This window comes from Leptospira ainlahdjerensis, from assembly GCF_016919175.1.
GTDB lineage: Bacteria > Spirochaetota > Leptospiria > Leptospirales > Leptospiraceae > Leptospira > Leptospira ainlahdjerensis.
Genome location: NZ_JAFFPU010000080.1, coordinates 1 through 15,414, shown reverse-complemented (window position 1 = coordinate 15,414; position 15,414 = coordinate 1). Strand labels below are relative to the sequence as shown.

Here is a 15,414-nt window from a genome sequence, read left to right as displayed (position 1 = left end):
CCACCCGGAAGGTTTACAAACACGGTTGAAAACTTTCGGATGCTCGCGGGTAACGCGGAACACATCGCAATATCAATTCAAGATCACGGAGAAACGAAATGAGAATCCTTTATTTACTTTTGTTTTTGGGAACCTGCACGGTTTTCCAAACCCTTCCTCCAACTTTAAAAGAGGATTCGAAACAGATCCAAGAAACTAAGCAAGCATTGATTGAAGATAAGCCGGGTGCGAAAGACCGCGCAATTTCGGAACTGGATCGGTGTGACGCCAGAAACATCGAGAACGCTAAAGAGATTGCTCAACTGAAAGAGGCATTGCGGAAGTGTGCAAATGAAAACGAAAAGAAGGATGTTCAACTTACGAAGGTTTCGAAAGAAGCCGGAGAAGGAAGCGGGATCAAGTGGCTTTACTATGCCGTGATTGGATTCATCATTCTTTCTCTGATTGCTTTGATTCTTGTCGTTCTTGCGGTCCTTGCACTAAGAAGAAACGGACTTCCTGTCGTGAATAGTTTCTTAGGAGGAAAACAATCATGATTCAAATTTTAGAATCTCTGAAGTCAGCTTCGTTCCAAATTCAAAAACATTTTCTCGACTTTGAGAAGATTAAAGAAAAGCAGAATTACTGGAATGAGTCTGTTCTATCGCAGTTAAAAACGGATCGCATTGGAACGAAGACAGTTCAGGCAAGTCTTGCAACATTCCCTTCCGTCGTTGAGCCAACGTTCTTTTGTCCAGTCGATGAACCTCACATAACATCTCCATTCGGATGGAGGACACTGAACATCAACGGTAAAGGTTCGAGACAATTTCACTTAGGAATCGATCTGGGTGGCGAGAGAGATATAAAACTCCCAGAAGATTGCGTGATTAAGACAGTCCTCGCAAAAGACGAAGATTATCCAGTTCGATTCCATTATGAAAATGGAACTTGGATCGATTTGATCTCCACGAAGAAGATTCCTAAAAGTCGCGCGTGGACTCCTTTCATAATTGCCATTGGGGTTCATACTAAAAATCAATACAAGTTCAAACACGTCGATTCACAAGTCTCAGTTGGACAAAATCTGAAAGCCGGAATGGTTATCGGAAGATCCGGAAACCTCGGCTATTCGATGGGACCTCATTTGCATTTCGAGGTATGGCCTTGGAATGAAAAGACACAATCCTGGCCTGCTCCTATGGACCCGGCTAAGTTCTTAAAATCAAAAAATCTTTTATAAGAGAAGGAAAGAAATTATGGAAATTTTAACTCAAGCAATCTTCGGATTATTTATTCCGTTGTATATCGCACTCGTTCTCTTGTTGAGCCAGTGGATGTTTCGTTACTTGAAATACGATTTCATTCATCGCGATAAAGTTCGCTTTGTCTTGGTTCTCGCTACAGTTATCGCAGTCGGTTTCGAGATTGCAAGATTTGTCTTAGGAGACTCGATTCTCGACCTCGGTTACTACGCAGTGATCTTACTCCTAAACTTTGTTTTCACTACCAGGTTTTACGATGCGTTGATGAAGAGGCTCTTTCAAGCAATAGGATTCACTCACTACGCTCCGACAGAATCGGAAGATCAACCGGATTAATCGGAAAGGAGTTTGAATGAGCACAGAACCAGCTATAAGAGAACGCGCATTTTTTCTCTACGCTATTTCCGGCTCCGGCTCTTCTAAAAATAGCGTAGCGAAACAGATTCGTTCTGAGTATGGAACGAAGACAACGGCGAAAACGATAGATGAATGGTCGAAGGAGAAAGACAACGACGGTTTGACATGGGAGGATAAGCGGAAACGTCTTGTTGTAAAAGTTGAAAAGAGAATTGAAGTTGTGGCTGAAGATCGTTTGGCTGAAATAAAAAGTCGAACAAAGAATATCGTCGACACTTTGTATAAGTTGCTTACCGACAAAAAAGCTCCCGGTCTAACGAGCTTTGAGAATGCTGTCTATGCTTTTAAAAACCTTTCAGAGTATGAACTGAAATTGAACCGCATGGACGGAGATCGATTACATCCGCTTACGATTGTGAATGCTATCTTCGAAGTTTTACAAGAATGCGAACCCGTTGCAAAAGTGATTCAAGAGAATTGGGAAAGAAGTCTCGCTCTACGAATACATGAAAAGATAGATTCACTTAAGGGGCAATGAATGTCCATCGATCGTGAAATCTTAGAATCGATTCAAGAAGCAGGAACCAAACGGTTTTCAAAAGCGAAGAAAACAGATCGTGTTCTTTTTGGGAAAGAGCACGGTCGTAAGTCGCTTTCGGCATTTGCTCGTTATATAGATCCAAAGTTTGAAGATCCTTGGCACGTTCAGTCCATGATTGCAATGTGTGAATCTTTGGAAAGCCGCGAAATCAGACGCGGAATCATAAACTTACCACCACGGCGAAGTAAATCTCAAACTTGCACACGGATTTTTCCCTCATGGTATATCGGAAGGAATCCGGATCACAACGTAATAATTGCTTCTTACTCAGATTCGAAAGCGGCTCGCTTTGGTCGATGGATAAGAGACTGCGTGGAATCTCCCAGGTTTGCACAAGTTTTTCCAGAAGTCAAAGTCCGATCAGATTTTAGGGCTTCTTCTGAATGGGAAACAAGCAAGGGAGGTCTCGTAATCAGTCGAGGGTTGAGAGGTGGTATCACGGGTGAAGGTGCGGATCTCTTATTAATCGATGATCCTTATAAGAATATGGAAGAAGCGACTTCGGAAATAATCTCTCAGAAGGTTATAGAAAACTATATGACTGTCGCTGAGACGAGACTTTCGCCGCAAGGAATTATTCTAATCGTTCATACTCGTTGGACTCGGAGAGATCTTACAGGGGTTCTACTTGGTGAAGATAAGGAGAACACTGAATGAAGATCAGAAAGCCAGAGCAAAAAGGAGAATGGCATGTGCTTCGTCTTCCTGCAATCTTAGAAGATGGTTCTTCATTATGGCCTGAAAAATTTCCGATTGAGAACGTTTTGAAGACCCGAGCGATGATCGGAGAAACAAGATTTAGCGGACTCTACCAACAAATCCCGATGGATACGGTAGAAAGAATGTTTCCAGATCCGATTTATGCGGAACCTCCTCAAAAAATTAAGACTTACGCATTTTGGGACCCAGCATTTAGAAGCGCGGAAAAGAAGAAAGACTACAACGGTTTCGCCGCCGGTGGACCCGAGGAAAAGTTGTTTTATGTTTTAGCGGGTGAGATTTGGAGAGCGGGACTTCGAGAATCTTACGATAAGGTCGAAAAACTATGTAAAGATTTGAATGTAAGTATGCTCTTTATTGAAAAAAACAAAGGGGAAGACGCTCTCGAAATTGAGATGCAAAGAAGAGGAATCCCATGTAAAGGAATCATAAGTTCGGGCAACAAGGATTTCAGAATTCAACAACATGTTCGTATGGTTTGGGATCTTTTACGATTCTCGAAATACGTTAGTCAGGCTTTTCTTAGACAGGTTCTTATGTATACCATTCTTGCTTTGCATGACGACGCACCCGATACACTCGCCGGTCTTATGATCAGCACAAAATTCGGTCCTCAAGCTAAGGATCTCAAAAATAGATTAGGTTTTTTTGAAATGCTATTAAATGAAGGGAGATGGTGATGTCCCGTAAAAGAAAAAGACATTATAATAAAGAAGGAATTGAAACTTACGTCGGAGTGTCTCGATTGGATGCCTCTCAGGCGGAAGTTAGACTCGACACCTTGACGCACATCGCTTCCGGAAAAGGTGTGATGGGTAGAGATAAACTTAGCGGAATATCTGCTAACCCTAAAAGGATTATGCCAGGGACTTCCCGCGCGTTGTATGAAACCAACGGGTTCCTTGCAAACATCGTCGACTCGGTCGCGGAAGATTCTACAAGAGAATGGATCGAGATTGAAACAAATCGCGATTCGGATAACAAGGAAACCGGTGAAAAGGGATTAAACATTTCTCGAATACTTCTCAATGAAATGGAAGAGTTTGATCTTCGCGGGAAAATCGAAGAACATATTCGAGGGTCCCGAATGGATCATCAAGGGTCGATTCTATTTTGGGGAATAAAGTCCGATATTCCACAGACAAACTACGTTCTTAGTCAACCGATGCCTGAGACAATTCGTAATCTTGAGTTCATAAACGTAATAGATGCAAGTCGTTTCACGGTGAGAAGACGATCGACAGATCCTCTCTCCAAGTATTACAACGAGCCGCTCTTCTCTATTTCCGGAGCCGAATTAGATTCCTCCCGCGTTCACTGGTTGGTCAATAGTTGGAACTGGGATTCTCAACGAGGAATCTCAATGGTAGAAAAAGTTTATGAAGGAATCGTTGCGATCGACACGGCTCTTTGGTCGGTGACTTCCATTCTGTTTGAAATGGCTGTCAAGGTGTTGACTTCGGATAAAATCGACGACGCTTCTCCCGATAAGACGATGGAGTTTTTGAGATTACTCAGACATACCTTATCCACTCAATCAACGGCATTTCTTGGAAAAGATGAAACGCTTACGCGACTCGGAAATTCCGGTCTCTCTGATTCTCAAATGGATTCGTTATTCTCCTTTGTCTTTAAGATCCTTTCAGGACTTTCGAAGATTCCGGCTTCACGAATTTTAGGACAGACTCAATCCGTAATCAATATTGGCGGGAACGATCCTTCGGACATGATCAGTTACCATGAAGACGTAGCCCGCTTTCAAGAACTGAAGGTCCGGGCGATCATCGAACGTTTTATTCAGTTGAAGATTCGTTCTACCGAAGGCGAGATCTATAATCTCCTGAGAGGCGATTACGAATCTTTAGATTGGAATTTCAAATTCAAAACGACAATCAAATCTACGGAAGCGGCAGAAGCAGACATTCTTCTCAAGAAAGCTCAAGCAGATCAGATATACCTTACAACTACCGTATTGTCACCGGACGATGTTCGAGGTATGCGGTTCCCAGAAATGGAGGTCTTCGGGAATTACAATCAAGACGATAATGAACATCTTGATTTTACTACTCCGGGACTACCTACTTCGGAAAAGGACACGATTCCCGTTCAACAGTAAAATCGCATGTTCCGAAAAACGAATAAAAGGCCATTTTCCGGGGTTTTGAGTATAGAAGGCTATCTTTGGTCGTCTTTGCATTTGCTGAACAAAGCTGAACAGGTTCTAATTCGAAATACGATAATCCTAAACTATGTCTTAAACCCGTTTTTCCATCTTTCGATAGAAAGAGGTGAAAATCGATGTATCCGTTGAGTTTGGAACGCCAATATTCGAATCTCTGGAAAAAGGAAGTTTCTAAGTTCGCGGAAGAGATAAACTCGAAAGTTCTTTCGAAGGTAAAAGAATACGCTAGTACTAGTGAAGTTCGGGCGGATTCTTATTTCTATATTCCGGTGGTCCGTCTGGATGTTTCGGATCTTCGCGGACTTCTCATCCAACTCAAAGACCAGTATGGAGATTTTGTTCCCCGCAAAGAATTTGAATCTCAGATAAAACGAAACGTTCACCTGATCGACGCATGGTCTCGGGATAAGACAAACGAGTTCGTTAAGAAACAATATGGTGATATGAACTCTCCACCAGTAGCCGGGGTTGTCGGTGGAAACCGGACAGACTTCAGAGTCCCTGCTATAAAAATTCCTGAGAAAGAATCTCCGCAAGTTTGGGACAAAGTGAATCAGATGATTAAGGAGCAAACAAATCTTGCTTCACACGCATTTCGGGATCACTTCGAAGAAGTTCAAAAAATCGTAACTGACGGTCTTTCTAAGGGTTTGAAATACGAAGACATTGCCTCAAAGATAAAAGCAGTGACCGGCATTTCAGAACGCCGAGCTGAGTTTTGGGCAACGGATCAAACTGGAAAGTTTTTCAACCAACAGAGTCGATTGAGACAGACTAACGCAGGTTTCCCTGGTTACTTTTGGAGAACTCAAAAAGATTCACGAGTCCGTGATAGTCACGACCACGTTGCAGATAAATTTTATACTTGGGATTCTCCCCCTTTAGTCCAGCGAAAAGGCGGGTTGGCCGCACATTTGGAGCCGGGTGATGATTGGCGTTGCCGTTGTTTTAGAGAACCTTCTTGGGGTCCGAAGGGGACTGTTCCGAAAATATCGAACACCCCAAAAAGTCAGTCGCAGATTCAACTTCCACCACGACCAAAACCAAAGAAAATCATAACGATTTCAGATTCGATTTCTTTAAATCTTCCTGATCCAACGATCCAGGCAAACATTCAGAAGACTCTTTCTGATCTTGATTCCATTCTTCGGTTTCCTCCTGATAGAGTAACGGCAAGCGTTCATTATCTGAGTGGCTCCATGTTGAGAAAGAACATTTCAGGATTGTTCAATCCGAATACAAACCGAATCGAATTGAATGGATCTCAAGCATTTAAAGAAGTTCATCAATCTACTTTTGTCCACGAGTTTGGGCACATGATGGACTATAATTGGATCGGAAAGCCGGGCCGGTATGAAAGTGCTTCTCCTGAATTTTCGGAATTTAAGAAGGTAGTTCAGGATACTGAATTGTTTAAACGCCTTAAAAAAATCGGTATGACTGGAAAGATGCTGATCCCTCAAAATCAGTTGTCTATCCCATTGAACTCGACTCAACGAAAACTGATTCCATATCTTCTCTCAACAGAAGAACTCTTTGCAAGAGCCACGGAGCTATGGACTGCGAAGAAAACGAATTCACAAAATCTTATTGCACAGATTCAAAAAAAAGGTAACATGAACTTTGTGAATCATTACTGGGATGAAAAGGACTTTGAATCTGTGGAAGATGCTCTTGATAAAATTTTTAAGAAGTTGGGTTATCTAAAGTGAAAAAAGTTTCGGACATACTGTCCACTTTGACTCAAGAACAAATAGCAGAATTTTACGGAAGACTTGGAGATCCATCCGCTCCAAGAAATGAAGTTGTCGCCTCCATTATGAAATTTAAAAACGTTTCGGAAGATGAAGCGCAAAACATCTTCGAATTCAATCTTTCGATGTCCGCACAAATGGAAGCGGATACCAAAGTGAGAGAATAAAACTTTTTAAATACCTTCCCACCTCAACAAACAATCTCTTTCTAAAACGCCGGAAATTGCGGCCTCTTGTGTGACCTTGTGACCTTGTTTCTCCGGTAGGTTTACGTTATTATTCAATACGTGAAACCGGAAATAGCGATTCGTTACGATTCTGCAACCATCGAGCTTGAAGGACTGACAGAGGATGAAACTTTCTTAAGGTGTCCTCTCGTCCTCGCTCGTGCCGGTGTATTCTCTTATGTTTACCCCGACGGAAGAATTGTAAGAGAGGCAAAGCTCCCGGAAGATTTATTCTCTCCGGAAACTCTCGCATCTGTACCGGGGAGACCGGTGTGTGATAACCATCCTCCTGTTACGGACAACGACGGACTGATTACAGACAAGAACTATAAACTGTATGCAAAAGGTGCGCTCGGTGATTCCGTTCAGGTGAAGGACGATGAAATCCATACCAACCAAACAATTTGGGACGCAGAATTGAAAAGCTCCATGAGGCGCGGAGAGAAATTACAAATTTCACCTGGATTCCGTGCAGTGTTAGACCCTACACCGGGAGTTTATAAGGGACAACGATACGATGTGAGACAACGGAATATCCGTTTTAATCACTCGGCACAATTAGAAAAAGGCAGAGCTGGCGACTCCGTTCGCGCTTACCTGGATCACGCAGACATTCCGGATAACGTGAATATTGCCGTTATAAGAACGGATTCTTCTCAAGGAGAGAATATGGCAGACCCAACCGAAACCGAATCATCCGGGGTAGTCAAAGAGATCAAAGATTTCTTTCTAAGTCTCGGATTGAAACCACGCAAAGACGCGGCCGATGATCCAAACGCAACACAGCCGACTCCGCAAGTCACAACCGAAGCGGATAAGAACGCAACGACTGTTCAAGATCAAATCAAAACCAAAGACGAGTTAATCAAGACGCTTCAGGATAAGATTAAACTTATCGAGGCACAATTTGAAGAAGCTCAAAAGCTCCTTCAACAAGCCTTGATGCCTGCGACACAGGACGCGATTGCACAGAGACGGCTCAATATTATCGAGACCGTGAAATCGCTGAAGCCAGAAGCGAAGACGGACGGAGTTTCCGAAAAAGAACTCAAGATTCTTGTCATCAACGAGGCCTTTCCTCCTCAACAGGGAGTTCGACTGGATTCATTAGATGACACAACTTTGAATATTCGCTTTGAATCCGCCGTTGAGCTTGCCAGAGAAAAAGCCGCAATCCGTGGAGGTGGAACTCAGAAGCCTAATGGAAGCGGTCAAGCTCGTCAAGACGGCGACGACCTCGAAAAGATCAGAGCGAGCAGACGTAATCTAAACGCAATCGAGGAGAAGAAGTGATGAAGTTCAAAGTCTTTTTAGGATTTCTAAGTTTACTTTTCGTTTCTGCATTTGGTCTGTCATTGACGAATGTAGAACCATTAGAGTTTGTTAAAGTGTTTTTTCCATTTGGAGGATTTGATTTACTTTCTCTGTTCGGATCAACTTCTTTGGCGATGATTGGAGCGTCCGTTCCTGAAGGTGGATTGTATAATGAAACCCCTGGGTTATTCGGGACTCAGTCCAGAGACTCAAACGATTTCAAAAGACGAGGTGGAGTTGCGTCCGTTGGTCGACTTCCTTTCGGCACTGGCGTGATGCTCGTTGCAAATGGAGAAGGAATTTCCGTTGTCGGAGCCGATGCAGTTCAAGATACGAAAGATTTTGGATCTGGAAACTCGGGACTTCGAATTACAACAAAGTCCCCCGATATTTGGGCGTTATTTGCGATTGTGAATCCAGGAACGAATAACGCGACGTTAGGAGTAACGATAACCGGTGAAGGAACTCAATCCATTCCTTATGTTATCACCGTAAACTGTGCGACTAACGGGTCGGCTGTAATCACTTCAACGGCTACACTAATCAAAGATGCACTTGAGGCGAACACGAATATCAATCCGGCAATCAGCGTAGAATTTCTTGGAGATGGTTCTGGTGTTGCTGTAGCCGCTCCTTTGACTGCTTTGACCAAGATTACGACGGACCTTCGATTCGATGGTGTGACTTCGTTTTCAACTGCCGCCGGAGATCTGGACAACCTCGCGTATAACGATGGAGAACTTTCTTCATTCATTACTGAAGGAATTGTTTGGATACCGTGCGAAGAAGCTGTCAATGAAACCGATCCCGTTCGAATTCGAATCGTCGCGGAAGGTAGTTACTTTGCAGGAGCTTTTAGAAAAACGGTTATCCCTGGAAAGACCGCGATCGTGACCGGTGTCAAGTTTGCGCGTAAGTCGGATGTTGGAGTCGCCGAGTTGAATCTGGCGTCCGGTGTATATTCTTTAACGTTGGATAACTAAGGAGGTTATCAACATGGCAGAAAAAGCAATATTTAGAAAAGCGGATTCAGAATACATTCAGAAAACGATTCTTACTCCGCGCAAGAACGAACTTGTATCAAGAACGATTTTTAAAATCAACGAAGATACTCCTTCTTACTCTCACAGTTATACGGTTGAGCATGTCGAAGACACAGGCTCTGCTCAAGTGATCGAATCAGGTGTTCGTTCAAACGATATGCCATTCATCGGTGAAAAAGCCGGAAGTCAAGGTGATAAACTCTTTATCGTAAGAGCCGGTTTTACAATCACTCAAGATGATTTGGATCAGGCCGAGGCAAGGCGACAATCTGGAAAGGGAAGCGAATATCCGGTTAGAGATAAACGTCTTAACGGAACCAGACGATTTGTCGCGGAGCAAGAGAACAAGATCATTTCTCACGGATTGAGCTTGGCAGGAAAGCAGATCAAGCAAGGTCTTTTTAATTGGAGCGGAATCAATCAAGATAACGTTGCCGCTACCGGAACCGGATCTGGTATCGAAAAGTATCTGTTTAAGAACAAAACTCCTGAGCAGATTTTAAACGATTTTATCGATGCTAAGGCGCAGTTGGAAGGGTCCGGTTTGTATAAAGCCGCAGGTTGTCTCATCGACGATGAAGACTATATGTGGCTCCTAAGACCGATCTCAAATCAGAACAGCATGACCACTCTTCAATGGTTACTGAGTAATCAAGATTTGATGTTTCCTCGTGGATTCATTCGGACTAAAGACCTGTCTTACAAATTCCTAAATAAGAAAATCGGCTCCGATTTCATCGGTGGATTTTGTCTATTCGATGATTCAGCAGACGTAGCCGAAATCATTATAGCTTCCGATCTCGAAGTTAAGGAATCTCTTTGGGATGATTTTGAAGGATATATGAAAGTTAAAGCCGAGGAGAAAATCGGTGGAATTCATGTGTATAAGCCAAAAGGAATTGTTATGAGATACGGAACTCATAAGGCTCCTGCGGCGTAAACATTAGAAGGAAACTAACGTGGCAAGAGCAAGTATAGCACAGCTTAGAGCGTATATCGGAGATCCTATCGCGGACTTAACTGACCCAGAACTTCAGTTGTTCCTTGATGATGCTGTCGCAAGCGTCATCGACAACACTGCGCTTTCTGAATCTCATCCGCGATTCAATGAACTTCAACGCGCCCGAGCGGCTTACTTGCTCTTCAATGCCAATCGTATGAAAAACGAAGTGATGGCGGAATCTGCGGATGGAATTTCTCGCAACTACGATACGAACATTTCACCGGGCATGCAAGTGTCTTGGCTTGATTTATATAACCAAAAACGAACTGAAATCCTCGGATTCAAAGGACGAGTCGGATAATGTCGGCGATCATCGAAGACAATACAAACCTTGATGAACTCATCAGAGATTTAGAATATATCGAAAAGGCGACGATCACCGTCGGTCTTGTCGGTTCCGTTGACAGTGACCTTTTAATCAGTGCCGGAGCCAATGAATTTGGAGCGGTGATTAGACCTAAAAATTCAAAATGGCTTACGATTCCGTTAGTTCCGGAGCTTCGCGGAAAGAGTCCTCGGAGTATCTCTGGTCTTAAGTTCATTCCTCCGAAAAAAGGAAAATCGTCTGCGATGCTTGCAAAATCGGAAGGAGGTCATTTGACTCCACTCTTCATTCTTACAAAGAAGGTTGTCATTCCAGAACGATCTTGGCTTCGCGGAACATTTGATTTGCAGTCCTTCCAAGATGCGGTCTTCGAAGAATATGAAAAAGGAATTCAAGATTTCCTGAACGGCGAAACCCCGGCGATACAAGTTTTACATCGTGTTGGTCTTAGAGCGGTTTCCGAGATTAAAAATCGAATCGTGAATAACAATCCTCCGTTTAAAGAACTCTCCGGACTGACTTCCAGTTTGAAAGGAAATGCAAAACCGTTACGAGATAAATTAAGATTATTTAATGCGATCAATTACGCGATTGATGGGAAGGTAGCCGCATGAGCCTTACAGGTGTTGCCGATTCTCTCAAACCTTTTATCAGACCGGTAAAGTATTTCAAGAAACTTCCTAAGACGAAAAACGCAAAGGGTGAAGCGGTAACTGAATACGCACCTGGAATCGATATGGAAATGCCTGTAACAACTGTCAGCACGAGACAATTGATCGCAATGTCCGAAGGATCCTATACCTCGGAAGATCGGAATTTTTATCAGCTTGGAAATGCTCTTTCAATTGAATATGAAGACAAGTTTGAATTCAACGGAGTAAAATACATCGTAACGATGATTAAAGACATGACCTTTGAAGCCGGATTCATTCGTTACGTCTGCAAAAAGGAGATTCGCAAATTATGAAATTCGAAGATATAAATTCCGTAATGGGAAAACTTCAAGAAGCCCTTGAAGCATCTTATCCCGGAATCAAGATTGATATGGGTGATCAAGGTTTTGAAACACCAGACTATCCTTTCGGCTCGTATAAGATTCTCGTTTTAAACCAGGATGCAACAAAGAGCGCATCCTCTTGGATTGAAGAAATCGATACTGTTCAATTGAAACAAGTCGTCAGAAAAAATCAACAGGCATCAATCAGTATGTCCTTCTTGCACGATAAGTCCATCGCGACTTGTTGGGATCTTTCCGAAAAAGCAATGGATTGGTTTGATTCAATTCAGGGACTTTCAGAATGCGAAAAATTCGGAATCACTCCGCAACTCATCACACGAGACGTGCAAGACCGAACTACAGTTTTGGAATCGGTGCAGTATGAATACAAAACCGGATTTGATGTGATGTTCAAATCCAGAAAGTTAAGCGAAACACAAGTTCAAGCAACCGCAAGCGCGCCTTCGGTTGAATTTCAGGAGGAAGCATGAGCGCACAAACCATTTCCAAAATCGATCCTATCCGGATTAACATTTTTCTAAGAAACACCCCTGTGTCTCAAATGGGGTTCGGGTTGCCAATGATCTTAGGGATCAAGGCACCGATCTATTTTTTACAAATCCTAAGCGGTTCCGCCGGTCTTATCTGGAAATCAGTAACTTCCGGAGTCGTCAATGTGCAGGTGAAATACATTGTATCCGGAAACAGCACATCTCTTTCGGTTGTCCGTTCTGGGACAGGTGCGGAAAACGATCCGTATATCATTACGGTAAACGTAGCAACCGACGGAGCCGGTCTCCCGACCTCTACTGCTCATCAAATCAAACTTGCGGCGGAAGCGGTGTCCAACGTAGCCGGTGCAACGAAGATCGTTGACGTTGTTGAAGTAGCCAATACTGGAAGCGGAGTTGTTTCCGTTTTCACCCAAGCCGCTTTGTCCTACGAAAGATACATGGAAATTACATCGGCAGATGATCTTCTTGAACTTGGATTTTCTTCTTCCGATAAAGAATACATCCAAGCGACAAAGGTTTTTAGACAAACTCCGAGACCGAAAACCGTTGCTGTCTTTCTTTTAACAGCTTGGTCTACCGCACCCGAGGAAATTGCGAGTCTTAGAAACTCTGGGAAAGATTCCTGGTTTAAGACTGTGGCTACAGTTCACACCAAAAGTGAAATCCAAGCGTTAGCCGACTATCTTGCATCGGCTGAGAAGATGTATTTTGCCTGCACAGACGACATCACAGCTCTTGTCGGAAGAAACTCAATCTGGGAATACTTCACGCTACACAAGAATCCTGACTCGTTTCCGGAAGCGGCATGGGTTGGGAATACGGCTCCGCGAAGAGTTGGATCGTATAACTACGCATACCTTCCTTTGGATGGAGTGGAAAACTCTGGATACACAAACTCACAAACGTCCTCGATATTTTCGGACAATGGAAATTTAATCGTCGATTTTGGCGGAGCGCAAGTTCCGTTTCCTGGAATTTCTACCGGAAACGTTTATGCGGACGTCGTAGAAAACCGAGTTTGGTTGAAAGCTCGTTTGAGAGAGAACATCACGAGTCTGTTTCTAAATTCAGACGTTGTTCCTTACACGATCCAAGGAATTCAAATGATTGAATCGCGTATGCGAGAAGTCTTTGTTCAGGCCGGTGTTCAAGGAATCATTGCTCTGGTAGAGACGGAAGCGGACAAGGCTCGCTCTGATCTCGGAGACTATCAATACAAAATTAACTTACCTGAGACAATAGATGAGATTCCGACGAACGATAGGAACAATCGTGTTCTACCGAACATTACGTTCTCCTGTCGTTTGAGAGGCGCGATCAATGAAGTCGACATCGACGGTGAACTAACTTAAGGAGAATTCGGAATGAATGGAATTTGGGACCCAAAGAAACTAAACGTAAACTGTAACGGACGTGAAGTTTCCGGAATGAGCCAAGCTGACGGCTTCTTCAAAATTGAACCCGTTACAAAAGAATACATCATGTCTCAAGTCGGGATCAAAGGGGATTGGAATATCTCTGAGGTGTATGACGGAAGAGTAAAACTGACTATCGTCCTTATGGGGGATTCTCCCGAGAATGAGTTCTTCTTTACGATGGGAGAAGGACGTCTTCCGTGCGTATTCACATTCAAAGACAAGAGCGATGGCGGAATGCTCGGTTTCTCTGCACAAGGTAGAGTATGGGAACGACCAACAATCGAACGTGGGAAGGAATACAAGGACAGAACTTGGGTTTTCCTTCTTCCAGACTACAAAGGAGTTTTAACAACATGACAAACGAAAATATCATAGTGAGAAGCAACCGGGACCAAGGTTCTGAAAAAACGGATACTCAAAAAGCAGATCTGAAATTGGATCAGATTCCTTCGGAACCGATCCTCGTTGAAATCGATGACGACGCAAGAGTCGCAAAGATTCAGTTCGTGGATGGAAGAAGTTACAAACTACAACATCCAGGGAACCGTAAGGCACTACGTTGGAGACAAGAATCTATTTCTTTAACGGAAGGACTAAGCCAAGACAAACTCCTGGACAAATTCTTTAAGTTTAGCGTTAAGCCGGTTGATCATTTCTTTGAACCTACGTTAGACAACATTGAGCCTAACCACGTGGAGGTGTGGTTGCGTATCGCGAATCGATTTCTTAAGTGGGAGTTGGAATAACCGGTTCCCAAATTTTGAAGAAGTTCCTTCGATTGAAGACTTTTTAAAATGGATAGACGAAGAAGTTGATCGAGAATTGCAAATCTGGAAGCCGTTCATTCTCGGAGCGGCTCAATTCAGTCAAAAAGAAATCGAAGATGCGCCGACTGTTCTTTACGCAAAGATCATGGAGGTTGTGGATCGAATAAAGAAAAGAGAAGCAGAAGAAAAGGTAGAAGAGTTGAAGTTTCTCGCAAAGTTGATTCGAGGAACAGGGTTATAAAAGAATTCGTGTAAGAAAAGGAATCACAAAGAGAGAACGAAATGGCAGTCAGAGAACTCAACATAGCTCTTAAAACAAAAGGCGATGCGACAGACGCTTTGAAAGAGTATAAGGAAGAATTGAATTCGGTAAAAAAACAGTTCTCTGATCTTGGCGGTTCCCTTGACTTGTTCACGGATACGCAAGCCGCCGCCTTTAAAGAATTCGGCGAATCGATTGGAGATAGCCTCGCCGGAAAAGCAGATCCCGCAATTTCCGAACTCGCAAAGAAGTTTAAAACAACCGAATCAAACATAGAACGTTTGATTTCCAAAGCCCGAGGAGAACTAAAACTTGAGTCTGAGTTAGCCGCCACAGCTAAAGCCGCCGGTCTTACGGACAAGGAACTTGAAAAACTCAATCAGGAAATGTCCGATACCGCGAATAGTGCGGGTTCACTTTCTGGAATGTTAAAGCAAGTTGCGGCGATCGGAATCGCTTTCGCCATTGGATCATTCGCAACGGCATCGATTGAGGCCGCCACTGCATTAGAAAGGCAGAATGGAATTCTTCAAACTCTTTCTGGCACTCAGTATCCAAAGCTACAATCTGCGATCACACAAACAATTCAGAATTCAAAAGGTCTGGCTTCGGAAGGTAGTCTTTCACAAGTTGCGAACGATGCAATGAAAGCGGGAATGTCCGTTGATTTCATTTCCAAGAATCT

20 protein-coding genes and 1 pseudogene are annotated in these 15,414 nt (G+C 43.3%); all 21 read left to right on the top strand.

Annotation, left to right across the window (positions count from 1 at the left end):
• The first annotated feature begins 98 nt into the window (after nucleotides 1-98).
• The gene (locus tag JWG45_RS21400; RefSeq protein WP_205281640.1) at nucleotides 99-536 is read left to right on the top strand and encodes a hypothetical protein; all 438 of its coding nucleotides are present in this window, start codon (nucleotides 99-101) and stop codon (nucleotides 534-536) included.
• Nucleotides 533-1,222 carry a M23 family metallopeptidase gene (locus JWG45_RS21395; RefSeq protein ID WP_205281639.1) on the top strand — a complete coding sequence of 230 codons (690 nt, stop codon included), beginning with the start codon at nucleotides 533-535 and terminating at the stop codon, nucleotides 1,220-1,222. The genes JWG45_RS21400 and JWG45_RS21395 overlap by 4 nt, the downstream gene beginning before the upstream one ends.
• A 16-nt stretch (nucleotides 1,223-1,238) precedes the next feature.
• Entirely contained in the window at nucleotides 1,239-1,580 is a 342-nt protein-coding gene (locus JWG45_RS21390) for a hypothetical protein (protein WP_205281638.1), read from the top strand.
• A gap of 16 nt (nucleotides 1,581-1,596) precedes the next feature.
• Nucleotides 1,597-2,139 (top strand): hypothetical protein, encoded by a 543-nt coding sequence (locus tag JWG45_RS21385; RefSeq protein WP_205281637.1) that lies wholly within the window; start codon nucleotides 1,597-1,599, stop codon nucleotides 2,137-2,139.
• Complete coding sequence (locus tag JWG45_RS21380; RefSeq protein ID WP_205281636.1) at nucleotides 2,140-2,859, top strand: terminase large subunit domain-containing protein; 720 nt, start codon at nucleotides 2,140-2,142, stop codon at nucleotides 2,857-2,859.
• Complete coding sequence (locus JWG45_RS21375; RefSeq protein ID WP_205281635.1) at nucleotides 2,856-3,602, top strand: hypothetical protein; 747 nt, start codon at nucleotides 2,856-2,858, stop codon at nucleotides 3,600-3,602. Before JWG45_RS21380 ends, JWG45_RS21375 begins: the two co-directional genes overlap by 4 nt.
• Entirely contained in the window at nucleotides 3,602-5,038 is a 1,437-nt protein-coding gene (locus tag JWG45_RS21370; RefSeq protein ID WP_205281634.1) for an anti-CBASS protein Acb1 family protein, read from the top strand. The genes JWG45_RS21375 and JWG45_RS21370 overlap by 1 nt, the downstream gene beginning before the upstream one ends.
• Before the next feature lie 182 nt (nucleotides 5,039-5,220).
• Nucleotides 5,221-6,816 (top strand): phage minor head protein, encoded by a 1,596-nt coding sequence (locus JWG45_RS21365; RefSeq protein WP_205281633.1) that lies wholly within the window; start codon nucleotides 5,221-5,223, stop codon nucleotides 6,814-6,816.
• A complete protein-coding gene (locus tag JWG45_RS21360; RefSeq protein ID WP_205281632.1) occupies nucleotides 6,813-7,025 on the top strand; it encodes a hypothetical protein in 213 nt (70 codons plus the stop codon). The genes JWG45_RS21365 and JWG45_RS21360 overlap by 4 nt, the downstream gene beginning before the upstream one ends.
• A 120-nt stretch (nucleotides 7,026-7,145) precedes the next feature.
• Nucleotides 7,146-8,378, top strand: coding sequence for a DUF2213 domain-containing protein (locus tag JWG45_RS21355; protein ID WP_205281631.1), 1,233 nt, complete (start codon nucleotides 7,146-7,148; stop codon nucleotides 8,376-8,378).
• The gene (locus JWG45_RS21350; RefSeq protein WP_205281630.1) at nucleotides 8,378-9,382 is read left to right on the top strand and encodes a structural cement protein Gp24; all 1,005 of its coding nucleotides are present in this window, start codon (nucleotides 8,378-8,380) and stop codon (nucleotides 9,380-9,382) included. Before JWG45_RS21355 ends, JWG45_RS21350 begins: the two co-directional genes overlap by 1 nt.
• A 13-nt stretch (nucleotides 9,383-9,395) precedes the next feature.
• Complete coding sequence (locus JWG45_RS21345) at nucleotides 9,396-10,382, top strand: major capsid family protein (protein ID WP_205281629.1); 987 nt, start codon at nucleotides 9,396-9,398, stop codon at nucleotides 10,380-10,382.
• 19 nt (nucleotides 10,383-10,401) lie between these two features.
• Nucleotides 10,402-10,746: a hypothetical protein gene (locus tag JWG45_RS21340; RefSeq protein WP_205281628.1), complete on the top strand. Its 345-nt coding sequence runs from the start codon at nucleotides 10,402-10,404 to the stop codon at nucleotides 10,744-10,746.
• Nucleotides 10,746-11,384, top strand: coding sequence for a hypothetical protein (locus JWG45_RS21335; protein ID WP_205281627.1), 639 nt, complete (start codon nucleotides 10,746-10,748; stop codon nucleotides 11,382-11,384). The genes JWG45_RS21340 and JWG45_RS21335 overlap by 1 nt, the downstream gene beginning before the upstream one ends.
• Entirely contained in the window at nucleotides 11,381-11,737 is a 357-nt protein-coding gene (locus tag JWG45_RS21330) for a hypothetical protein (RefSeq protein ID WP_205281626.1), read from the top strand. The genes JWG45_RS21335 and JWG45_RS21330 overlap by 4 nt, the downstream gene beginning before the upstream one ends.
• Nucleotides 11,734-12,258: a phage neck terminator protein gene (locus tag JWG45_RS21325; protein WP_205281625.1), complete on the top strand. Its 525-nt coding sequence runs from the start codon at nucleotides 11,734-11,736 to the stop codon at nucleotides 12,256-12,258. The genes JWG45_RS21330 and JWG45_RS21325 overlap by 4 nt, the downstream gene beginning before the upstream one ends.
• Nucleotides 12,255-13,634 (top strand): DUF3383 family protein, encoded by a 1,380-nt coding sequence (locus JWG45_RS21320; RefSeq protein ID WP_205281624.1) that lies wholly within the window; start codon nucleotides 12,255-12,257, stop codon nucleotides 13,632-13,634. The genes JWG45_RS21325 and JWG45_RS21320 overlap by 4 nt, the downstream gene beginning before the upstream one ends.
• 12 nt (nucleotides 13,635-13,646) lie before the next feature.
• A complete protein-coding gene (locus tag JWG45_RS21315; RefSeq protein ID WP_205281623.1) occupies nucleotides 13,647-14,057 on the top strand; it encodes a phage structural protein in 411 nt (136 codons plus the stop codon).
• On the top strand, nucleotides 14,054-14,446 hold the full coding sequence (locus JWG45_RS21310) for an LIC_12613 family protein (RefSeq protein ID WP_205281622.1): 393 nt from the start codon (nucleotides 14,054-14,056) through the stop codon (nucleotides 14,444-14,446). The genes JWG45_RS21315 and JWG45_RS21310 overlap by 4 nt, the downstream gene beginning before the upstream one ends.
• Nucleotides 14,447-14,477: 31 nt before the next feature.
• Nucleotides 14,478-14,708: a hypothetical protein gene (locus tag JWG45_RS21305; protein ID WP_205281641.1), complete on the top strand. Its 231-nt coding sequence runs from the start codon at nucleotides 14,478-14,480 to the stop codon at nucleotides 14,706-14,708.
• 41 nt (nucleotides 14,709-14,749) lie between these two features.
• Nucleotides 14,750-15,414: pseudogene (locus JWG45_RS21300) on the top strand (LIC12611 family phage tail protein); the annotation flags it as partial.